The organism is Variovorax sp. CCNWLW225 (assembly GCF_037204045.1).
In the GTDB taxonomy this organism is placed as follows: domain Bacteria; phylum Pseudomonadota; class Gammaproteobacteria; order Burkholderiales; family Burkholderiaceae_C; genus Variovorax.
The window spans coordinates 40914-60493 of sequence record NZ_JBBCBV010000004.1; the positions used below are offsets into that span (position 1 = coordinate 40914).

The 19580-nt window shown below is 68.4% G+C and carries 20 protein-coding genes; 10 read left to right on the forward strand and 10 right to left on the reverse strand.

Annotated elements, in window-relative coordinates:
- The first annotated feature begins 77 nt into the window (after positions 1–77).
- Together V9L20_RS09835 and V9L20_RS09840 are read left to right on the forward strand one after the other, a co-directional pair.
- A complete protein-coding gene (locus V9L20_RS09835) occupies positions 78–1097 on the forward strand; it encodes a Bug family tripartite tricarboxylate transporter substrate binding protein (RefSeq protein ID WP_337296446.1) in 1020 nt (339 codons plus the stop codon).
- Positions 1098–1113: 16 nt separating this feature from the next.
- The gene (locus tag V9L20_RS09840; protein WP_337296447.1) at positions 1114–2817 is read left to right on the forward strand and encodes an FAD-dependent oxidoreductase; all 1704 of its coding nucleotides are present in this window, start codon (positions 1114–1116) and stop codon (positions 2815–2817) included.
- Between the two features lie 18 nt (positions 2818–2835).
- On the opposite strand, the gene V9L20_RS09845 is transcribed toward V9L20_RS09840, so the two are convergent.
- Positions 2836–4314: an MFS transporter gene (locus V9L20_RS09845; protein ID WP_337296448.1), complete on the reverse strand. Its 1479-nt coding sequence runs from the start codon at positions 4312–4314 to the stop codon at positions 2836–2838.
- A 136-nt stretch (positions 4315–4450) separates the two neighbouring features.
- Between V9L20_RS09845 and V9L20_RS09850 the strand changes: the two genes are divergently transcribed.
- The 4 genes from V9L20_RS09850 to V9L20_RS09865 all read left to right on the forward strand — a co-directional run bounded on the left by V9L20_RS09850 (position 4451) and on the right by V9L20_RS09865 (position 6459).
- Complete coding sequence (locus V9L20_RS09850) at positions 4451–5035, forward strand: phosphatidylglycerophosphatase A family protein (protein ID WP_337296449.1); 585 nt, start codon at positions 4451–4453, stop codon at positions 5033–5035.
- Positions 5029–5556: a CinA family protein gene (locus V9L20_RS09855; RefSeq protein WP_337296450.1), complete on the forward strand. Its 528-nt coding sequence runs from the start codon at positions 5029–5031 to the stop codon at positions 5554–5556. Before V9L20_RS09850 ends, V9L20_RS09855 begins: the two co-directional genes overlap by 7 nt.
- A 100-nt stretch (positions 5557–5656) precedes the next feature.
- Positions 5657–6151, forward strand: coding sequence for a nuclear transport factor 2 family protein (locus V9L20_RS09860; RefSeq protein WP_337296451.1), 495 nt, complete (start codon positions 5657–5659; stop codon positions 6149–6151).
- Positions 6148–6459, forward strand: a complete 312-nt coding sequence (locus V9L20_RS09865; protein WP_337296452.1) for a GNAT family N-acetyltransferase — start codon at positions 6148–6150, stop codon at positions 6457–6459. The genes V9L20_RS09860 and V9L20_RS09865 overlap by 4 nt, the downstream gene beginning before the upstream one ends.
- Before the next feature lie 24 nt (positions 6460–6483).
- Here the strand turns inward: V9L20_RS09865 and V9L20_RS09870 are convergent, their stop codons facing one another.
- Entirely contained in the window at positions 6484–7266 is a 783-nt protein-coding gene (locus V9L20_RS09870) for a UPF0149 family protein (RefSeq protein ID WP_337296453.1), read from the reverse strand.
- A 56-nt stretch (positions 7267–7322) separates the two neighbouring features.
- Between V9L20_RS09870 and V9L20_RS09875 the strand changes: the two genes are divergently transcribed.
- The gene (locus tag V9L20_RS09875) at positions 7323–9020 is read left to right on the forward strand and encodes an FMN-binding glutamate synthase family protein (protein WP_258503730.1); all 1698 of its coding nucleotides are present in this window, start codon (positions 7323–7325) and stop codon (positions 9018–9020) included.
- Positions 9017–9934, forward strand: a complete 918-nt coding sequence (locus V9L20_RS09880) for a hypothetical protein (RefSeq protein WP_258503729.1) — start codon at positions 9017–9019, stop codon at positions 9932–9934. Before V9L20_RS09875 ends, V9L20_RS09880 begins: the two co-directional genes overlap by 4 nt.
- 10 nt (positions 9935–9944) lie before the next feature.
- On the opposite strand, the gene V9L20_RS09885 is transcribed toward V9L20_RS09880, so the two are convergent.
- A complete protein-coding gene (locus tag V9L20_RS09885; protein ID WP_258503728.1) occupies positions 9945–10349 on the reverse strand; it encodes a putative toxin-antitoxin system toxin component, PIN family in 405 nt (134 codons plus the stop codon).
- Here V9L20_RS09885 and V9L20_RS09890 point away from each other — a divergent pair.
- On the forward strand, positions 10342–10932 hold the full coding sequence (locus V9L20_RS09890) for a surface-adhesin E family protein (protein WP_337296454.1): 591 nt from the start codon (positions 10342–10344) through the stop codon (positions 10930–10932). The two genes, V9L20_RS09885 and V9L20_RS09890, sit on opposite strands and share 8 nt — an antisense overlap.
- Positions 10933–10955: 23 nt before the next feature.
- Here V9L20_RS09890 and V9L20_RS09895 read toward each other — a convergent pair whose 3' ends face one another.
- Entirely contained in the window at positions 10956–12206 is a 1251-nt protein-coding gene (locus V9L20_RS09895) for a THUMP domain-containing class I SAM-dependent RNA methyltransferase (protein ID WP_337296455.1), read from the reverse strand.
- Positions 12207–12310: 104 nt separating this feature from the next.
- On the opposite strand from V9L20_RS09895, the gene V9L20_RS09900 reads away from it, so the two are divergent.
- Positions 12311–12952 (forward strand): LysE family translocator, encoded by a 642-nt coding sequence (locus V9L20_RS09900; RefSeq protein ID WP_337296456.1) that lies wholly within the window; start codon positions 12311–12313, stop codon positions 12950–12952.
- A 27-nt stretch (positions 12953–12979) separates the two neighbouring features.
- On the opposite strand, the gene rpoN is transcribed toward V9L20_RS09900, so the two are convergent.
- From rpoN to argS, 6 genes are all read right to left on the reverse strand, one after another.
- Entirely contained in the window at positions 12980–14575 is a 1596-nt protein-coding gene (rpoN, locus tag V9L20_RS09905; RefSeq protein ID WP_337296457.1) for an RNA polymerase factor sigma-54, read from the reverse strand.
- A 17-nt stretch (positions 14576–14592) separates the two neighbouring features.
- Positions 14593–15387 carry an LPS export ABC transporter ATP-binding protein gene (lptB, locus tag V9L20_RS09910; RefSeq protein WP_258503720.1) on the reverse strand — a complete coding sequence of 265 codons (795 nt, stop codon included), beginning with the start codon at positions 15385–15387 and terminating at the stop codon, positions 14593–14595.
- On the reverse strand, positions 15384–16103 hold the full coding sequence (gene lptA / locus V9L20_RS09915) for a lipopolysaccharide transport periplasmic protein LptA (protein ID WP_258503718.1): 720 nt from the start codon (positions 16101–16103) through the stop codon (positions 15384–15386). Before lptA ends, lptB begins: the two co-directional genes overlap by 4 nt.
- Positions 16104–16254: 151 nt before the next feature.
- Positions 16255–16902 carry a thiol:disulfide interchange protein DsbA/DsbL gene (locus V9L20_RS09920; protein WP_258503716.1) on the reverse strand — a complete coding sequence of 216 codons (648 nt, stop codon included), beginning with the start codon at positions 16900–16902 and terminating at the stop codon, positions 16255–16257.
- A 161-nt stretch (positions 16903–17063) separates the two neighbouring features.
- The gene (locus V9L20_RS09925; protein ID WP_337296458.1) at positions 17064–17813 is read right to left on the reverse strand and encodes an SPOR domain-containing protein; all 750 of its coding nucleotides are present in this window, start codon (positions 17811–17813) and stop codon (positions 17064–17066) included.
- A gap of 7 nt (positions 17814–17820) precedes the next feature.
- The gene (argS, locus tag V9L20_RS09930) at positions 17821–19506 is read right to left on the reverse strand and encodes an arginine--tRNA ligase (protein WP_337296459.1); all 1686 of its coding nucleotides are present in this window, start codon (positions 19504–19506) and stop codon (positions 17821–17823) included.
- Positions 19507–19580: the final 74 nt, after the last annotated feature.

Consider the following 19580-nt stretch of genomic DNA (forward strand, 5'->3'; position numbering starts at 1 on the left):
GAATTCCTTGATTTACGGATGAATGCTGGCATCGTCCAATCGGCATCAAACAAGACCAATATTCAAGGAGTGATTCGATGACTGCAACCATGGCCTGCCAGGCACATGCGCTTCGCCGGCAGCTACTGCTGCTGGGCACGGCCTGCGCACTGCTGACCGTTACCGCCCACGCGCAGGCACAGGCGCCCGCCGCCGGCGACTTTCCCGACAAGCCCATTCGCATGGTGGTGACCTTTCCGCCTGGCGGCAGCGCCGACGGCGTGGTGCGCATGCTGGTGCCGCGCATGAACGAGAAGCTCGGCCAGCAGGTGGTGGTGGACAACCGGCCCGGTGCCGGAGGCAACGTGGGCCTTGCGCTGGTGGCCAAGGCGCCCGCCGACGGCTACACGCTGGGTGTGGGCGCGGCCGGCGCGCTGTCGGCCAACACGAGCCTGTATCCGCAGATGCCCTTCGATCCGCTGAAGGACTTCAGGCCGGTGGGCATGCTTGCGGCCATTCCGTTCGTGATCGTCGGACACCCTTCCGTGGCTGCAAAGACGCAGCGCGAATTGATTGCACTTGCAAAAGAAAAGCCGGGCTCGCTCTCCATCGGCCATGGTGGCAACGGCACGGCCATGCATCTCTCGGCCGCGCTGTTCTCGCAAATGGCGGGCATCAAGCTGGTGGAGGTGCCCTATCGCGGCTCGGGGCCGGCGGCACTCGATGCACTGGCGGGCCAGATACCGCTTGCGGTGGTCGACCTGCCTTCGTCGCTGCAGCAGATCAAGGCCGGCAAGCTGGTGGCATTCGCCGTGACAAGCCCAGAGCGGCTTCCCATGCTGCCCGACGTGCCGACCGTGGCCGAGGGCGGACTGCCCGGCTACGACTCGACCGGCTGGTTCGGCGTGGTGGCGCCAACCGGTACGCCTCCACATGTGGTGGCAAGGCTCAATGTCGAGATCAATGCCGCACTGACCGACGAGCAGAACAAGGCCGCGATGCGCAACCTTGGCGTGGAGCCCTCGCCGGGCACGCCGGAGGCCTTTGCCGCCTACATCCGCACCGAAACGAAGAAGTGGGCCAAGGTCATCCAGGACGCCCGCATCAAGCTTGACTGAAGGGGTTCAACAGACCATGACAGACAAGAATCTCGAAGCCGACGTGCTGATCGTCGGTGCGGGCCCGGTGGGCCTTACGCTGGCCATGGACCTGGTCTCGCACGGCCTCTCGGTCATCATTTGCGAAACCCGCCGGTTCGCCGAGGTGCCGAGCGTGAAGTGCAACCACGTGTCCTCGCGCACCATGGAGCAGTTTCGCCGCCTGGGCGTGGCGCAGAAGCTGCGGGGCGCAGGGCTGCCGGCCGACTATCCCAACGACGTGGTGTTTCGCACCAGCGCCACGGGCGTGGAGCTCGCGCGCATTCCCATTCCGTGCCGGCGCGACCGGTATACCGAAACCGAAGGACCGGATGCGCGCTGGCCCACGCCCGAGCCGCCGCACCGCATCAACCAGATCTACCTGGAGCCGATCCTGCTCAGGCACACGGCGGCGCTGCCCGGCGTGCGGTTGCTGAACCGCACGCAGTTCACGGCGCTCACGCAAGACAGCGGCGGTGTGAGCGCCACCGCCCTCAATCTGGACAGCCACGCGACGCACACCATTCGATGCCGCTACATGGTGGGCTGCGACGGCGGCAGCTCCGCCGTGCGCAAGCAGATCGGCGCGCAACTGGAAGGCACGGCCGTGATCCAGCGCGTGCAGTCGACCTTCATTCGCGCGCCGCAGTTGCGCGCGCTCATGCCGGGCAAGCCCGCGTGGTCTTATTACGCAATGAACCCGCGCCGCTGCGGCACGATGTTTGCCATCGACGGGCAGGAAACCTGGCTGGTGCACAACCACCTGAACGCCGACGAGCCCGAGTTCGATTCGGTCGACCGCGACAGGTCGCTGCGTGAAATCCTGGGTGTGGGGCCTGATTTTTCGTACGAGATCATCAGCAAGGAAGACTGGGTGGGGCGCCGACTTGTGGCCAACCGCTTTCGCGAAGGCCGCGTGTTCCTTGCGGGCGACGCGGCGCATTTGTGGGTGCCCTATGCGGGATACGGAATGAACGCGGGCATTGCCGATGCGCTCAACCTCTCGTGGCTGCTCGCGGCCTGCGTGCGCGGCTGGGGCGACGAAGGCATTCTCGATGCCTACGAAGCCGAGCGCCTGCCGATCACCGAGCAGGTGTCGAACTTTGCGATGGAACATGCGCAGAAGATGATTCGCGCACGCCGCGCCGTGCCGCACGACATCGAGGCACCGGGCCCCGAGGGCGATGCGCTGCGCGCCGAGATCGGCCGCGAGGCGTACGAACTTAATGTGCAGCAGTTCTGCTGCGCGGGCCTGAACTTCGGCTACTTCTACACCGGCTCGCCGATCATCGTGGCCGATGGCGAGCACACCGCGCCGGCCTATTCGATGGGCGGCTTCACGCCCTCCACCGTGCCGGGCTGCCGCGCGCCGCACTTCTGGCTTGGCGATGGGCGCTCGCTCTACGACGCCTTCGGGCCCGGCTACACGCTGCTGCGCTTCGATCGCAGCGCGGATGTATCGGCGCTCGAGCGCGCGGCGCGCGCCTATGACATGCCGCTCACCGTGGTCGACATCGAGGCGGCCGAGGTGCCGGCCGCGTACATGCACCGGCTGGTGCTGTGCCGCGCCGACCAGCACGTGGCCTGGCGCGGTGCCTATGTGCCGCCCGACGCCTATGAACTGGTGGCGCAGCTGCGCGGCGAGAGGCGGCATCTTCAGGGCCGCAGGCGGCTGCTGAGGTGGGAAGGCGTGATTGCCTGAGCCGCGCCGCGCGCGCTCTCATCGATTGCGTGCGGCGGTCGCGAAGCGGGCGACGAGCCATGCCGCGAGCGCCGGTGCGAGCGCGAAGCTCGCGAACAGCCAGAAGGCAGCCGAGCGCGCACCCGCCACGCCGCCCGGAGCGGTGAGGCCGGCCGCGTTTGCCACCAGCCCCGCAACCGCCGCGCCCACGGCCATGCCGTAGAGCTGCACGGTCGTGATGGAGGCGGAGGCCAGGCCTTCCTGCCCCGCCGGCGCGAGCGACATCACGCGCGTGACCAGGTGCGGCCAGCCGATGCCTACGCCCAGCCCGACAGCGCCCAAGGCGATGGCGACCAGCAGTGTTTCGGCACCCGCGGCAAGGCGGCCATGCGCAGGCATCAGCACGGCCAGCGCAGCCAGGCCCAGCGTGCAGGCCACCGGCCCCGCGCGCAGCATGCGGTCGGCGCCAGCGCCGCTGCGCCCCGACGACAGCAGCGAACCCGCGCTCCAGCCGCCTGCCATGGCCGCGGTGAGGTAGCCCGCCAGCAACGGCGAATGCCCGTGCAGCAACTGCAGGAAGTACGGCACGAAGATTTCGGTGGTGGTGCCGATCATCAGCAGCACCACGCCGGCGTAGATGGCGCCCATCGGCGCGCGCACCGCATAGGCGCCGGTCGGCAGCAACCGCACCGCGGCGCGCCCGTCCACCCGGGTGGCGGCGACGCCGAGCCCGAGCCCCGCCGCCACGCCGACGGCCTGCCAAGCCAGCACGGGCGCGAACTCGCTCGCCGCGATCAGCAGCACCGACGCCGCCAGCAAGCCGATCTGCAATGCGGGGATGCGCGGCATGCCGGCGGGGCGCACATGCCGCACGCCCGCAGCGGGCCGCAACTGCACCGCGACCAAAAGCGCTTGCAGCGCCGCCAGCGGCAACAGCGACCAGAACGCCCAGCGCCAGTGCCCCGCCTGTGCGAACAGGCCGCCGACCGCCGGGCCGCAGAGCGTGGCCACGCCCCACATGCCCGACACCAGCGCCACCGCGCGAGACCACAGCCGCGGCGCGAACACCAGCTGGATCAGCCCGTAGCTCAGCGCGGCCAGCAAGCCGCCGCCGACCCCCTGCACCGTGCGGCCCGCGAGCAGCCACGGCATGGCCGGCGCCAGCGCGCAGCCGATCGACCCGGCGGTGAATGCCGCCAGCGCCGCAAGGCATGCACCGCGCGGCCCCAACGCGGCGAGCAGGCGCACCGAGAGCGTGGCGCCGACGATCGACCCGACCACGAAGAGCGTGGTGCTCCAGGCATACCAGTCGAGCCCGCCGATTTCACTCACCACCGAGGGCAGCACCGTCGTGACGATGTGCACGTTGACCGCGTGCAGCGCCACGCCGCCCGTCAGCGCAACGGCGCGCCAGCCGTTGCGGCCCCGGAACAGGTCGCCCCACGCGGCAGTGGAGGGATCGGAAACCGGCGAAGCGGAATCGGCGGCGGAGCTGGGTGCGGCGGGTGCGGCAGGCATGGGGGCGGCGCCCCGGCAAAGGAGGCGAATGTCGAAAGAGGGCCCGATACTAGGCCGCGCCGATCAATTAAACAAGATAAAGCTTTGATAAATAGAGGGCTTCAGCCGGCCCGCGGATGCGCGACACTTCGCCGTGATGCAAGCCGTTCCTCCGCCTCCTTCTTCTTCCTCGTCTCCTTCATCGTCCGGCCCCATTCCGGTGGGCGCGCCGGGCCGGCCGACCAAGGCCTTCCTGCTCTCGCACCCTGCGCACTTCATTGCCCTGGGTTTCGGCTCCGGGCTGCCGCGCGTGGCACCGGGCACGGTCGGCACGCTCTGGGCCTGGGCGGCCTTCGTGGTCATGCAGCTGTGGTTCACGCCGGCCACCATCGGCTGGGTGATCCTCGCTTCGCTGCCCATCGGCTGGTGGGCCTGCAGCGTGACGGCGCGCCACATGGGCGTGGCGGACCCGGGCAGCATCGTGTGGGACGAAGTGGTCGCGTTCTGGATCGTGCTTTGGCTCGTCACGCCGGCCAGCCTGTTGGCGCAGGCGGTGGCGTTCGGGCTGTTCCGCTTCTTCGATGCCGCCAAGCCAGGGCCTGTGGCCTGGGCGGACGGGCTGTTCAAGCAGCGCGATGCCGCCGAGGTGCGCTGGTGGCGCGCGGGCTTCGGCATCATCCTCGACGACCTGGTGGCGGCGTTCTGCACGCTGCTGGTCATTGCGCTCTGGCGCGCATGGTGAACTCGATGGAACCCTCGGCCCCCTTCAACTTTCTTGCCGACCTGGACACGCCCGCCCTCGTCGCCGCCACGGCCGGGCTGCTGCTGAAAAAAGGCTGGATGCTCGCCACGGCCGAAAGCTGCACCGGTGGGCTCATCGCCGGCGCCTGCACCGAACTGGCGGGCTCGAGCGCCTGGTTCGAGCGCGGCTTCGTCACCTATTCGAACGCCGCCAAGACCGAGTTGCTGGGCGTCGATGCGGCGCTGATCGAAGCCCACGGCGCAGTCAGCGAACCCGTGGCGCGCGCGATGGCCATGGGCGCCATCGCGCATTCGGCCGCACGCGTGGCGGTGGCCGTGACCGGCGTGGCCGGCCCGACCGGCGGCAGCCCCGACAAGCCGGTGGGCACCGTGTGGTTCGGCTGGTCGGTCGACGGGCAGGTGCGCATCGAGCGGCGCCGCTTCGACGGCGACCGCGCCGCGGTGCGCGCGGCCACGGTGCACTACGCGCTGCAGACGTTGGCCGGGCTGCTCGGCCCGTAGACCAGAACGCGCGCCGCGAATGCCGCGCCGTCTATGATTTCGCGCTGCGCCGCATTTCGGCCACGCAGCCATCGCACGTCATCCATAAGAAAGACACTCAATGACAGCAGCAGCCAATGCCCAGACCATCGAGCGCTTCTACGAGGCGTTCTCGCGGCTGGACGCCGCCACCATGGCCGCCTGCTATGCAAGCGATGCGCAATTCGACGACGAAGCCTTTTCATTGCGCGGGCGCCAGCAGGTGGGCGGCATGTGGCGCATGCTTTGCAGCGCAACCAAGGCCGGCGGCGCCGACGTGTGGAAGCTGACGTGGCGCGACGTGCATGCCGACGACACCAGCGGCCAGGCGCACTGGGACGCGCACTACCGCTTCAGCGCCACCGGCCGGCTGGTCGACAACAGCATCGACGCGCGCTTCGGCTTCACGCCCGACGGGCTGATTGCCACGCACCGCGACAGCTTCGATTTCTGGGCCTGGTCGCGCCAGGCGCTGGGCGCACCCGGGCTCCTTCTCGGCTGGACGCCGATGCTGCGCAAGAAAGTCCGCGCCACCGCGGCCACCAATCTCGCCACCTATCTCGCACGCCAACCATGAGCAACAACCTCGCCATCACCAACAACGAAGCCCAGCACCGCTACGAAGCCGCGCTTGAGGGCCAGCTTGCGGCCTACGCCGAATACAACCTGCTGACCGACGCCATCATGTTCACCCACACCGAGGTGCTGCCCGAGCACGAGGGCAAAGGCGTGGGCTCGGGCATTGCGCGGCATGTGCTCGACGAGGCGCGCGCCAAGGGCCTGCACGTGATTCCGGTGTGCCAGTTCATTGCCGGCTACATCCGCAAGCACCGCGAATACGCGGACCTGGTGCGGGCGGACGTCCAGCGCGCCTTCAAGATCTGAAGGCGGCGTGCGGCGGCGCCTGGGTCAGGCGCCGTGGCACTTCTTGTACTTCTTGCCGCTGCCGCAAGGGCACGGGTCGTTGCGGCCGGGCTCCGCTTCCTTGCGGATGGTCTCGACCTTCGGCCCCAGGCTCTTCCAGAGCTGGCGCAGGTCGTACACGGCCCAGATGGCGGCGCCGAAGTCGTCCAGCCGCTGCTGGCTCACGCTGGGCGGGGCATCGTCGCTGTACATCGAGAGCGTGGGCTTGGCCTTGTCGTCCTCGGTGAGCGCAACGATGTTGTCGAGCGCGTCGTTCAGCATCTGCGCGGCTTCCTTGTCGCGCGGCGCGGCCCAGTCTTCGGGCCAGTTTTCTACCGCGTACATGAAGCCCAGCGCCCACACCTGGGCGAACGAGGGGATTTCCTCGCCCTCGATCTCGGCGCGCTCTTCCTCGGGCAGCGAGGCGATGGCGCCGCGGGTGTCGAGCACCTCGGGCTGCCAGCTGCGCTCGTCCTCGAGCGACTCCACGTCGGCATCCAGGCCTTGCTCGATTTCGAGCCAGCGGCGCTTCCAGTTCCAGACGAATTCCATGTGCTGCGCGGGCACGAAGCCGTCGCCCAGCAGCACGGGCCAGTACTCGGAAGGTTCGATGGGGCGGCGGGTGCAGATCAGCGCGGCCATGAAGCCTTCGCAGAACTCCCACTGGGGAATTTCCTCGTCGTGCTCGCGCATGGCGTCCAGCGCCTGGTCGAGGGCGTCGAAATCGTCGGGGCCGAGGGGGGCGGAAGCGGGCGCTGCGGCCTGGGGAGTGTCGTTGGTGTTGGTCATGGCAAGTTCCGGGCACCCCTCTATGATGCAGCAGGCTCCGGCAGTCATTTCACCCCATGTCCACGATTATTCCGTTTCCGACGCGTTACAGCGCCTTTGCACTGTGCGTGGCGGGCCTTGTCGCCAGCCTGGCCGCCGTGCTGGTGTCCCCGCACCTGTGGTTCGCCTGGGTGGCGCTGGTGGTTTTCGGCGCGCTCAGCGCCACCGGCGTGCACGACTTGCGGCAGACGCGCCACGCGATCCTGCGCAACTACCCGGTCATCGGCCATTTGCGCTTTCTGCTCGAATTCATCCGGCCGGAAATGCGGCAGTACTTCATCGAGAGTGACTCCGAGGCCGCGCCGTTCTCGCGCGCCCAGCGCTCGCTGGTGTACCAGCGCGCCAAGGGCGACCCCGACAACCGGCCCTTCGGCACGCAGCTGAACGTGACCATTGCGGGCTACGAGTGGATCAACCACTCGATGCAGCCGACCAGGCTTGACAACCACGATTTCCGCATCGTGATCGGCGGCACGCCGCAGCCGACGGAGGCCAATCCCGCCCAGGTCTGCACACAGCCCTACAGCGCCAGCGTGTTCAATATTTCTGCGATGAGCTTCGGCGCGCTGTCGGCCAATGCCATCCTCGCCCTTAACCAGGGCGCCAAGATGGGCGGCTTTGCGCATGACACGGGCGAGGGCTCCATTTCGCAGCACCACCGCGTGCACGGCGGCGACCTGATCTGGGAAATCGGCTCGGGCTACTTTGGCTGCCGCAACGACGACGGCACCTTCAACGCCGAGCGCTTCAGCGCCAATGCGCGCGATCCGCAGGTGAAGATGATCGAGATCAAGCTGAGCCAGGGCGCCAAGCCCGGCCATGGCGGTGTGCTTCCCGCCCCCAAGGTCACGCCCGAGATCGCGGCCGCGCGCGGCGTGCGGGTGGGCGTGGACTGCATCTCGCCCTCGTCGCACAGCGCGTTCGGCACGCCCATCGAGATGATGCATTTCATCGCCAGGCTGCGCGAGCTTTCGGGCGGCAAGCCCACGGGCTTCAAGTTCTGCCTGGGCCATCCGTGGGAGTGGTTCGCCATCGTCAAGGCCATGCAGGCGACCGGCATCACGCCCGACTTCATCGTGGTGGACGGCGCCGAGGGCGGCACGGGCGCCGCGCCGGTGGAGTTCAGCGACCACGTGGGCGCGCCGCTGCAGGAAGGCCTGCTGCTGGTGCACAACACGCTCATCGGCGTGAACCTGCGCCACCGCATCAAGCTGGGCTGCGCCGGCAAGGTGATCACGGCCTTCGACGTGGCGCGCATGATGGCGCTGGGTGCCGACTGGTGCAATGCGGCGCGCGGCTTCATGATGGCGCTGGGCTGCATCCAGGCGCAGAGCTGCCACACCGGCCACTGCCCCACCGGCGTGACCACGCAAGACCCGGTGCGCCAGCAGGCGCTGGTGGTGCCCACCAAGGCCGAGCGGGTTCGCAACTTCCACCGCAGCACCCTGCATGCGCTGCAGGAGCTGGTGCAGGCCGCGGGCCTGGACCATCCACAGCAGATCACCGCGCACCACATCGTGCGGCGCATCTCCGACACCGAGGTGCGGCTCTTGAGCAACCTGGTCATGCAGGTGCAGCCGGGCGCCCTGCTCGGCCCGCTCGACAAGCAGCACAACGTGTTCCGAACCTACTGGCCTCTGGCCAGCGCCGAGAGCTTCCAGCCCGTGACACAGGGGCCGCACGGCCTGGTGTCGAGTCTCGCGCTCGCCGCATGAACCCGTTGCGACGCGGCGGGTCGGCGCGATTGCAAAGCGCCAAGGGTGCGGCCTCGGCGCCGGCGCCGCTGGATGCCCAGCCATTCGTGCCGGGGCCGGGCGACTACGCCGAGTTTCTGCGCGCCGCCTTGCCCAAACAGCAGAAGAACGTCGCCAGCCACCGCCTGGGCAGCGAGCGCGTGTGGCTCAAGAAGGCCGGCCCGCGCCACGGCAAGTGGGGCTACCGCGTGATGGCGGCGGTCGCGCGCATGGCGCGGCTGGACATCATCAAGCCGGTGCCCAATCCGGGCGGCGAAGCGGCCATTGCCACCGAGGCCCGGCGCCTGCGGCAGTTGGCGGCGGCGGGCCTGCGCGTGCCCGCGGTGCTGGCGCAGCAACCGGACGGCCTGCTGATTTCCGACCTGGGTGAGAGCGGCCGCAACACCGTGGTGCTGCAGGAAAAGCTGGACCAGGCCGCGGCGGCGGGGCCGGCGGCGCTGCTGGCCGTGTGGCGCGAGGGGCTGGCCGCCATTGCCAGGGTGCATGTGCACGGCCAACACCTGAGCCAGGCTTTCGACCGCAACCTGGTGCAGTGCCCCGACGGAGTCATCGGCTACATCGACTTCGAGGACGACCCCTCCGAAGTCATGACGCTGGCCGAGTGCCAGGCGCGCGACTGGCTGAGCTACCTGCACTCCACGGCCATGATGCTCGAGGCCGCGGCGCCCGAAGCCGCGGGCGTGCACTGGCACGCCGCGCTGGCCGAGGTGAGCGATGAAGTCCGCGGGCGCATCGCCGAGGCGGCCCGGCGCATGAAATGGGCGCAGCGCCTGCCCGCCAGCCGCCGATGGGGCCGCGACACGCAGCGCGTGCGCGCGGTGGCACGACTCCTGGGGCGATGGCACGGGGCCGGGGCGGCTTCGACCAACCGCTAGCCTTGGCCGGCTAGAACGCCAGCACCGCTTGCACCACCACGCCTTGCGCGGCGAGCCGCTTGCGCATCGTCAGCACGGCCTGGTCCTTGCTGAGCAGCCGTGCGCGCCGGGCGACCGCCAGGTCGATGAAGACCTGGTCGTCCGGGTCCTTGCAGACGCAGGGGGCGCGCGGCGGCGTTTCGGCAACCAGCTGCACGCGGGCATCGAACGCCGCCAGAACGCCTTGCGGTGCCAGGTTGCCGCGCGCCAGGCGGGCTGCGATGAGGGGGTAGCCGAGCACCCGCTCGAGCTCGTCGCGCATGGAGGCGGTGGCCAGCCAGCGCAACTCGCTTGCGGCAAGCGCGGCGGCCAGCGGCAGGCAATCGGGGTTGTCGAACACCAGCAGGTCGAGCGCGATGTTGGTGTCGATGACCACGAAGGCGCCGGGCGCGGCGTTTGCTGCTGCCGGAGAAATGGAAATTTGTGCGTTTGGAATAACCCCGATGTTGCACCATGCGCTATCGCAAACGCAAACGACGCAGTCCATTCACAATCTGCTCCCCGACCCCGTGCGCCGCGTCATTCAACCCCTGACCATGAAACGACTTTTCCTGCTGCTCGCCCTCTGCGCCGGTCCGCTCGCCCATGCGGAATGGCTCACCCTGACCGGTTCGGCCGGGGAAGCGGGCAACACCTATGTGCAGGTCGACCCCACCAGCGTGGTGGTGGAAGGAAGCAAGCGCCTGGTGGCGGTGCGGATCAGCCTGGCCGAGCCGCGCACCGGCGACGACGGCCTGAAGTTCCGGTCCGTCGCGGCGAAGGCGAGCGTGGACTGCGAGGCGCGCAAGGCGCGCTATGTGAGCGCCACCTATTTCGGGCAGCCGAACTTCGTCGGGCCGCCGCTGTCGGTGCGCGAGTTCGATGAAGCCGACGTCCGTCCGATGAACTTTGCCGGCCTGCCGGGCGACCTGGCCGTGCGGACGGTGAACGCCGCGTGCGGCGTGGGCGCGACGAAGTAGCCTGCCCGCCGCCTGACCCCAGGCTACTTGCGGGCCGAGCCGGCCACCATGTCGAAGCGGAACAGCCGGCACTCGATGGGCCCGTTCCACATCGGCACGCGGCGCGATTCCTTGAGCCGCATCTGCTTGGGCAGCTTCAGGTCGGGCGTGAGCACCCAGGCGGTCCAGCCGGCGTAGTTCTTCTTCCAGTGCGTGGCGAGCTGCGGAAAGAACTCGCCGCCATCGCCACCTTGGCCGCCCTCGTCCCCCTCCCGCTGGCCGGAGGTCTGCGCGGCCTCACGGGCACCGAAGCGCGCCACGCCGCCCACCTCGATCCGCTCGCCGTAAGGCGGGTTGAGCATGATCACCCCGCCCTCGGCCGGCGGCATGCGCTGCAGTGCGTCGCCGCCGCGAAACTCGATGGCATCGGCAACACCGGCGCGCTCCGCGTTGCGCTCGGCAAAGTCGACCATGCGGTGCGAAACGTCGGAGCCGAAGATGGCGACTTCCTTGGGGGTGGCCGCCGATTCGGCTTCTTTCTTGATTGCGTCCCACACGTGCGGCTGGAACGGCAGCAGCTTCTCGAAGCCGAAGCGCCGCAGCCACCCGGCCGGAATGCCGCGCGCGATCTGCGCTGCCTCGATGGCGATGGTGCCGCTGCCGCAGCAGGGGTCGTACAGCGGCTCGCCGGCCACCGCGCCGGTTTCGGGGTTCCACCAGCCGCTGGCGGCCAGCATGGCGGCGGCCAGGGTTTCCTTCAGCGGGGCATCGCCCTTGTCCTGCCGCCAGCCGCGCTTGAAGAGCGGCTCGCCCGAGGTGTCCATGTAGAGCGTGCAGTGGTCGGTGGTCAGGTGGGCGAACACGCGGCAGTCGGGCCACTGCGTTTCGATGCTCGGGCGCACGCCGTTGGCCTTGGCGCGGAAGCGGTCGGCAATGGCGTCCTTGATGCGCAGCGTGGCGAAATTCAGGCTCTGCAGCGGGCTGTGCTGCGCCGTGGTCTCGATCTTGAAGGTCTGCTTGGGCGTGAACCAGATCTCCCACGCCACGCCGCTCGCGATGGCGTATAGGTCGTTTTCGCTGCGGTAGGGCGCATGGGCCAGCTCCACCAGCACCCGCTGGGCCAGCCGGCTGTGCAGGTTGAGCTTGAGCATGTCGCGCCACTCGGCGCGTACCCGCACGCCGCCGCGCAGCGTGAGCAGGTCTTGCCCCACACGGCCGGTGAGCGCATGGACTTCCTGCGCCAGGAGTTCCTCGACGCCGGCGGCGCAAGGCAGGAAAAGGGAAAGATCGTTCACAAGGGGTTCGCCATCGTCATCGGCTGCAGGGGGAATGCCATTGTCGCCGCCCTCGCGGCGCTTCTCTATATAGTGGCCCGAATCAACGTACAGCCACCGAAATCATGAACGACATCACGGTTCCCCTCCTGGGCATTGCGGGCGCGATGATCGTCGGGGCCATGAGCCCCGGCCCGAGCTTCGTCATGGTCGCGCGCACCGCCGTGTCGGCGTCGCGCGGCGACGGTTTGGCCGCCGCGCTCGGCATGGGCGCCGGGGGCATCGTGTTCGCCGTTGCCGCGCTCGTGGGCCTGCAGGCTACGTTCCTCGCGGTTCCCGCGCTCTACCTGGGGGTGAAGCTGCTCGGCGGGGCGTACCTCGTGTACCTGGGCATCCGCATCTGGCGCGGCGCACGCGAGCCGCTGGCCGTTTCGCAGGAAGAGGGTTCGCCCGGCACCCGGGGCAACGGATGGCGCGCGTTCCTGCTCGGCATGGGCACGCAAATCAGCAACCCGAAGACCGCAGTGGTCTACGCCAGCATCTTCGCGGCGTTTCTGCCGCGTGAAGTGCCACTGGCGCTGGCGCTCGCGGTGCCGGCCGTGATCTTCTGCATCGAGACGGGCTGGTATTCGATCGTCGCGCTGGCGCTCTCGTCGGCGGCACCGCGTTCGGCCTACCTGCGCTACAAGGCCTGGATCGACCGTGCGGCGGGCGGTGTGATGGTGCTGCTGGGCGTCAAGCTGCTGTCCGGCGCGCGGGGCGGCTGAGCGGCCCTCCGGCCGGCAAGCTTCGGCCTACAAGGCCTTGCGCAGGTTGGCCGGCGCGATGCGCAGCGCTTCGCGGTACTTGGCTACCGTGCGGCGTGCGCACTCGATGCCTTGCTCTTTCAGCATCTCGGAAATCTGGCTGTCCGACAGCGGCTTCTTGATGCTCTCGGAGCTCACGAACTGCTTGATCAGCGCGCGCACGGCGGTGCTCGACGCGTTGCCGCCGGTCTCGGTGCCGAGCGCCGAACCGAAGAAATACTTGAGCTCGACCGTGCCGAACGGCGTCGCCATGTACTTGGCCGTGGTCACGCGCGAGATGGTCGATTCATGCAGGCCGAGTTCGTCGGCAATCTCGCGCAGCACCAGCGGCCGCATGGCGAGTTCGCCGTGCACGAAGTAGCTCTTTTGCCGCTCGACGATGGCATTGCTCACGCGCAGGATGGTGTCGAAGCGCTGCTGGATGTTCTTGATGAACCAGCGCGCTTCCTGCAGCCGCTGCGACAGCGCCTGGCTGCCCTCGCCCTTGTGCGACTTGAGCGCGCCGGCGTAGATGTCGTGCACGCGCAGGCGCGGCATCACCTCGGGGTTGAGCATGACGCGGAACTTGACGTTGGTGCCGCGGCCGATCTTGGTGACGATGACGTCGGGAATCACGATGTTGCGCTCGACGTCGACAAAACGGCGGCCCGGCTTGGGCTCCAGGCGCGAAATGATCTGCAGCGCCGAGCGCACCAGGTCTTCGTTGGTGCGGGTGAGCGTGGCCAGGCGCTTGAAGTCGCGCCGCGCGAGCAGCTCCATCGGCTGCTTGCAGATGGCTATGGCGGTCTTGCGGACCAGCGCCTGTTCCTCGGTCTCGTCCTTGCCGGCCAGCGCACGCAGTTGAATGCTCAGGCATTCGCCCAGGTCGCGCGCACCAACACCGGCGGGCTCCAGGCTTTGCAGCAGGCCGAGCGCCACCTGAAAGTGGTGGACCAGTTCGTCGAACTGGTCGTTGTCGTCGCCCGCAAGGCCCGAGGCCAGGGCGGGCAGCGAATCTTCGAGGTAGCCGTCGTCGTTGAGCGATTCGATCAGAAAGCGCAGCGCGGCGCTGTCGTTTTCGTTGAGCCGGAGACTGAGCGCCTGACGGTGCAGAAAGGATTGCAGCGACTCCTGGCTGCGCGCGAGCTCGGTGGCGTCGGCACGCTCGTCGTCGCCGAGGTTGTTCTGCCGCGCGGGCGCATCGCCGCCCCACTCGCTGTCGTCGGGCGCCATGTCGACGGTGCCGTCGCCTTCCCAGTCGGGCTCGCGCTCGGCAATGTCGGCAGCGGGGGTGTCGGCGTCGGTGGCGGAGGTGCTGGTTTCGGCGGTGGAGGCGGTCGCGCTGCTGGCCGGCAGCGAAGCGAAGTCGCCCTCGCCGGCCTCCGCCGCTTCATCGCGCGGAGCGGGGGTGTCGACGGCGTCGAGCCCGAATTCCTCGCGCGCCGCCTCTTCCGCGGTGCGTTCGAGGAACGGGTTTTCGTCGAGCATCTGCTCCACTTCCTGGCTCAGTTCGAGCGTGGAGAGCTGCAGCAGCCGGATCGACTGCTGCAGCTGGGGCGTGAGCGCCAGGTGCTGCGAGACGCGAAGGGACAGCCCTTGCTTCATGGAGACCGACTCCTCCCTTACATCCGGAAGTGCTCGCCGAGGTACACCCTGCGTACTTCGGCGTTGTCGACGATCTCCGAGGGTGTGCCTTGTGCCAGCACATGCCCGTCGCTGATGATGAACGCGTGATCGCAGATGCCCAGCGTTTCACGCACGTTGTGGTCGGTAATGAGCACGCCGATGCCGCGCTCCTTGAGAAAGCTGATGATCCGCTGGATTTCGATCACCGCGATGGGGTCGATGCCGGCAAAGGGCTCGTCCAGCAGGATGAAGCGCGGCTGCGTGGCCAGCGCGCGGGCAATCTCGACCCGGCGCCGTTCGCCGCCCGAAAGCGCGAGTGCGGGGGAATCGCGGAGGTGGTCCACCCGCAGGTCGGCCAGCAGCGCGGAAAGGCGTTCTTCGATGCGCTGCTTGGTGAGTGGCGCGGGCTTGCCGTTGCCGTCGGGCTCGCGCTGGAGCTCGAGCACGGCGCGCACGTTTTCCTCGACGCTGAGCTTGCGGAAGATCGACGCTTCCTGCGGCAGGTAGCTCAGGCCCATGCGGGCGCGGCGGTGAATCGGCATGTGCGCGATGGGCTCGCCGTCGATGGTGATCTCGCCGGCGTCGGCCCGCACCAGGCCCACGATCATGTAGAACGAGGTGGTCTTGCCCGCGCCGTTGGGGCCGAGCAATCCCACGACCTCGCCCTTTTGCACGTCGAGCGAGACGTCCTTGACGACCTTGCGGCTGCCGTAGCTTTTTTGCAGGCCGCGCACCACCAGGCGGCTGCCCGGCGTGCCATCGGCGTTCTGGTTTCCGGCGTTTTCGATCACTTGCGCCCTTCCCCTTCGCCACCCAGGGTGGTGGTCGAGCGCAGGCCCGTTCCGGGTGCCGGCTGGGTTGCCGCGGGCGCCGGCTGTGCACCCGCGGCAGGCGCGGCAGCACCGGGCGCGGTGGCCGATTTGGGCGTGAGGATGGTCCTGACGCGTCCGCCCGACGGCGCATTCACGCCCGCATTCGGCGGCACGGTGGAGCCGTTGACCGTATAGGTGTCGTTGCTCTGGTCGTAGACGATGAGCGCGCCGCTGCTTTCGTCGTTGGGCGTGGCGCCGATCAGGCGGCGCATGACGGCATTGCGGATGAACTTGACGTTGTCGGCGCGGCTGTCGTATTCGATGACTTCCGACTCGCCCTCGATCCACTCGTCGGGGGCGTTGCGCTTCTGCTTGTAGTAGGCCCGCTTGCCGGGCGCCGCCGTGACCACGCCGTACTGGTAGCCCTCGGCGTCCTGGCGCACGTCGATCCGCGCGCCGCGGATGATGATGGTGCCCTTGGTGACCAGCACGTTCCCGGTGAACACGCTGGTCTGCTTGAGGTCGTCGTACCGCATGGCGTCCGACTCGATGTTCATCGGCTTGGTGCGGTCGGCCGTCTCGGCCAGCGCGCCCGAAGCGGCGCCGGCCAGGCACAGCGCGCCAATGCCAAGGCGGGCCAGGCGGCCGATGCGACCCAGAAGAGGAGTGGTGTTGGAGTAGGAGTGCGATGTCATAGAGGCACGAAACTTGCTCTGCATTGTATGCGGCGGATCGCGCCAGCCCAGCGCGCAGAGATGAAAAAGCCCGCCAAAGCGGGCTTGACATCCGATCCGGGAACACTGCGGGCCCGGCGTGGCCGGGCCGCTGTCTTGCCCCTGAAGGCGATCAGCCCTTCTTGGCTTCGCCGATCAGGTAGTTGGTGACCTGGAGCGCCTTGGTCATGTTACCGGCGAGCTCGCCGTCCACGTACCAGCGGCCGCCCACGGCCAGCGCCGGAACGCCGGCCACCTTGTAGGCTTCGGTCAGCTGCGTGGCGCGCTTGGCCTTGCTGGCCACGCTGAAGGAGGTAAAGACTTCCTTGAACTTGGCGCCGTCGAGGCCGTTGGCCGCGGCCCAGGCAACGATGTTGGTATCGCCGTTGACGTTCTGGCGCTGCCTGTGAATCGCGTTGAAGATCTTCGGCTGGAATTCCTCGACCTTGCCCATGGCTTCGAGTGCGTAGTACAGGCGCTGCTTGGCTTCGACGTCGTTGCCCACGAAGGGCACCGGCACGCGGCGGAAAGCCACTTCCTTGGGAGCCGTCTTGAGCCAGGCGTCGAGCTGCGGCTCGAAATCGTTGCAATGCGGGCAGTTGTACGAGAAGAACTCGATCACTTCGACCTTGCCGGCCGGCGCGTCGACGGGCACGCGCTTGTCGAGCACCAGGTACTCGGTGCCGGCCTTGGGTGCGCGCGCCTGGGCGTGCGCCGTGTTGCCAGCCAGCGAAATCAGACCGAGCGAAGTGGCGGCCAGCGAAAAGTCACGACGTTTCATTGAAAAAGTTCTCCTGTTGGGTACGGCAGACAGAGCCGGGGCGCCGCGCGGAGTTCCCGCATGCGGCATGCCCAATACGATCTTGGCGGCGGCCCGTGCCGCAAAGCTTAGGGATTATTCATGACGGCTGCCGCAAGGCCGCAGCCGCCCGGGAATACACCTCAGCGCTGCACGCGCACGAGCGCCGATTCGAGGCCGCCGCTGTCGAGCCGCTCTTTCAGGCGATCGGCGTCGTCCTTCTTGTTGAACGGACCGGCGCGCACGCGGTAGACCGTGCGGCCCGCCTGCTCGCGCTCGGTAACCCGGGCTTCGACACCCATGAGCGACAGCTTGGCACGCTGGGCCTCGGCGTCGTCGGTGGTGCGGAACGCGCCGGCCTGCACAAAGTACATGAACGGATCGGGGCCCGACGACGGTGCCGCGCTGCTGTTGCTGCTGGGCGCGGCGGAGGCCGTTGTCGTGCTGCTGCCGCTGTTGCCACCCGCACGCGCGCGGGCCAGATCGCCCAGCGGATCGTTCGACGGCGGCAGCGGATTGGCTTCCGCCGGCACCGGCGCCGGACGCGTGGGCTTGGGCGCCACGACCACCGGCACCGGCGGAGCAGGCGGTGCGGCTCCGGGCGCCACGGCCGTGTTGTCGCCGCCAGCGGGGGCCACCGGGCCGCCTGCGGCTGCGGGCGGCTTGGCGGGCGTGCCTGGCTTGCCGGCCAGCGGCGCATTCGGGTCCCAGTCGCGGTTCTTGCGAGCCTCGGCTTCGTCCTGCTCGGCGCCGCCGCGCTGGGTCTTGGTTACGAACGGAATCGGCACCTTGGTCACGTAGACCGCAATGCCCAGCGCGACACCCAACCCCAGCACCAGGCCGATGATGAGGCCGATGACGATGTTGCCGCGTTGTCTGGTTGTCTTCTTCATGGTGGTTTCACATCTTGCTCGGCGCACTGACGCCGAGAATCGCGAGGCCATTGTGCAGCACCTGCGCGGTGGCGGCGACGAGCGCGAGCCGCGCCAGCTTTACCGGCTCTTCGTCGACCAGGATGCGCTCGGCGTCGTAGTAGCTGTGGTAGCTGGCGGCCAGTTCGCGCAAATAGAAAGTCACGTCGTGCGGGGCGAAATCCTTCGCCGCCGCCGTCAGCATGGCCGGGTATTTGGCAAGCAGCAGCATCAGCGCCTGCGCGGCCGGGCTTTCGAGCGGCGACAGGTCGACGTTCTTGAGCGTGGCGGCGTCGCCGCCCCAGCCGGCCAGCACCGAGCAGATGCGCGCATGGGCGTATTGCACGTAGTACACCGGGTTGTCGTTGTTCTTGGTCACGGCCAGGTCGACGTCGAAGGTGTATTCGGTGTCGGGCTTGCGGCTCAGGAGGAAGAAGCGCACGGCATCGGTGCTGGTCCATTCGATGAGGTCGCGCAGCGTGACGTAGCTGCCTGCGCGCTTGCTGATCTTGACCTCTTCGCCGCCCTTCATCACGCGCACCATGGTGTGCAGCACGTAGTCGGGGTAGCCCTCGGGAATGCCGACGCCCGCCGCCTGCAGGCCGGCGCGCACGCGCGCGATGGTGCCGTGGTGGTCCGTGCCCTGGATGTTGACCACCTTGTGGAAGCCGCGCTCCCATTTGGCAATGTGGTAGGCGACGTCGGGCACGAAGTACGTGTACGTACCGTCCTGCTTCTTCATCACGCGGTCCTTGTCGTCCCCGTAGTCGGTCGACTTGAGCCACAGCGCGCCGTCCTGCTCGTAGGTCTTGCCGGCAGCCACGAGCTTTTGCACCGCCGCCTCGACGCGGCCGCTGGTGTAGAGGCTCGATTCGAGGTAGTAATTGTCGAAGCGCACGCGGAAGGCCTGCAAATCGAGGTCTTGCTCGCGGCGCAGATAGGCCACGGCGAATTCGCGGATGGAGTCGAGGTCTTCGATGTTGCCGCTGGCGGTGTATTCGCGGTCGTCCGACTTGACGGTCTTCTTCGCCTTGAAGTCTTCGGCAATGTCGGCGATGTAGTCGCCGTTGTAGGCGGGCGCCTTTTCGCCGCTCGGCCATTCGGGGTCGCCGGGCTTGAAGCCCCGGGCGCGCAGCTGCGTGCTGTTGGCGAGCGTCTGGATCTGCACGCCGGCGTCGTTGTAATAGAACTCGCGCCAGACCGTGTCGCCCTGCGAGGCGCGCAGGTTGCAGATGGCGTCGCCGAGCGCGGCCTGGCGGCCGTGGCCGACGTGCAGCGGCCCGGTCGGGTTGGCCGAGACGAACTCGACCAGCACCTTCTCGCCGGTGTCGGGCTGCCGGCCGAAGGCGTCGGCCGCATTCAGCACTTCGCGCACGATCTGCTGCTTGGCGGAGGTCTTGAGGCGGATGTTGAGAAAGCCGGGGCCGGCGATTTCGATGGCTTCGACCCACTGGCCGAAAACGGGGGTGGCGAGCAGCGCGGCGCTGAGCTCCTCGGCCAGTTCGCGTGGCTTGCGGCCGAGCGGTTTGGCGAGTTGCATGGCGGCCGTGCTGGCGAAATCGCCATGGGCGGCCACCTTGGGCGACTCGAACGCGGCTTTGGAGCCGGCGCCGGGCGAGAGGGATTCGAGCGTGTTCGCGAGCGCCGCGAGCAGCTCCTGTTTGACCAATAGCATCTGCGGATTTTACCGGGGGCAAACCCGCTCGGCGGCGCCGGCGGTCATCGAATGCATGCCCCCGCCCGTTAGGA

Excerpts from the sequence above, each read along its gene's own strand:
- rpoN (WP_337296457.1), bottom strand. The coding sequence starts at position 14,575 with ATGAAGCAAGGGCTGTCCCTTCGCGTCTCGCAGCACCTGGCGCTCACG.
- V9L20_RS09880 (WP_258503729.1), top strand. The coding sequence starts at position 9,017 with ATGAACCCGTTGCGACGCGGCGGGTCGGCGCGATTGCAAAGCGCCAAG.
- lptA (WP_258503718.1), bottom strand. The coding sequence starts at position 16,103 with ATGACATCGCACTCCTACTCCAACACCACTCCTCTTCTGGGTCGCATC.
- V9L20_RS09860 (WP_337296451.1), top strand. The coding sequence starts at position 5,657 with ATGACAGCAGCAGCCAATGCCCAGACCATCGAGCGCTTCTACGAGGCG.
- V9L20_RS09855 (WP_337296450.1), top strand. The coding sequence starts at position 5,029 with ATGGTGAACTCGATGGAACCCTCGGCCCCCTTCAACTTTCTTGCCGAC.
- V9L20_RS09870 (WP_337296453.1), bottom strand. The coding sequence starts at position 7,266 with ATGACCAACACCAACGACACTCCCCAGGCCGCAGCGCCCGCTTCCGCC.
- V9L20_RS09875 (WP_258503730.1), top strand. The coding sequence starts at position 7,323 with ATGTCCACGATTATTCCGTTTCCGACGCGTTACAGCGCCTTTGCACTG.
- V9L20_RS09900 (WP_337296456.1), top strand. The coding sequence starts at position 12,311 with ATGAACGACATCACGGTTCCCCTCCTGGGCATTGCGGGCGCGATGATC.
- V9L20_RS09840 (WP_337296447.1), top strand. The coding sequence starts at position 1,114 with ATGACAGACAAGAATCTCGAAGCCGACGTGCTGATCGTCGGTGCGGGC.
- V9L20_RS09920 (WP_258503716.1), bottom strand. The coding sequence starts at position 16,902 with ATGAAACGTCGTGACTTTTCGCTGGCCGCCACTTCGCTCGGTCTGATT.
- V9L20_RS09925 (WP_337296458.1), bottom strand. The coding sequence starts at position 17,813 with ATGAAGAAGACAACCAGACAACGCGGCAACATCGTCATCGGCCTCATC.
- V9L20_RS09835 (WP_337296446.1), top strand. The coding sequence starts at position 78 with ATGACTGCAACCATGGCCTGCCAGGCACATGCGCTTCGCCGGCAGCTA.
- V9L20_RS09850 (WP_337296449.1), top strand. The coding sequence starts at position 4,451 with ATGCAAGCCGTTCCTCCGCCTCCTTCTTCTTCCTCGTCTCCTTCATCG.
- V9L20_RS09890 (WP_337296454.1), top strand. The coding sequence starts at position 10,342 with ATGACCACGAAGGCGCCGGGCGCGGCGTTTGCTGCTGCCGGAGAAATG.
- V9L20_RS09845 (WP_337296448.1), bottom strand. The coding sequence starts at position 4,314 with ATGCCTGCCGCACCCGCCGCACCCAGCTCCGCCGCCGATTCCGCTTCG.
- argS (WP_337296459.1), bottom strand. The coding sequence starts at position 19,506 with ATGCTATTGGTCAAACAGGAGCTGCTCGCGGCGCTCGCGAACACGCTC.
- V9L20_RS09865 (WP_337296452.1), top strand. The coding sequence starts at position 6,148 with ATGAGCAACAACCTCGCCATCACCAACAACGAAGCCCAGCACCGCTAC.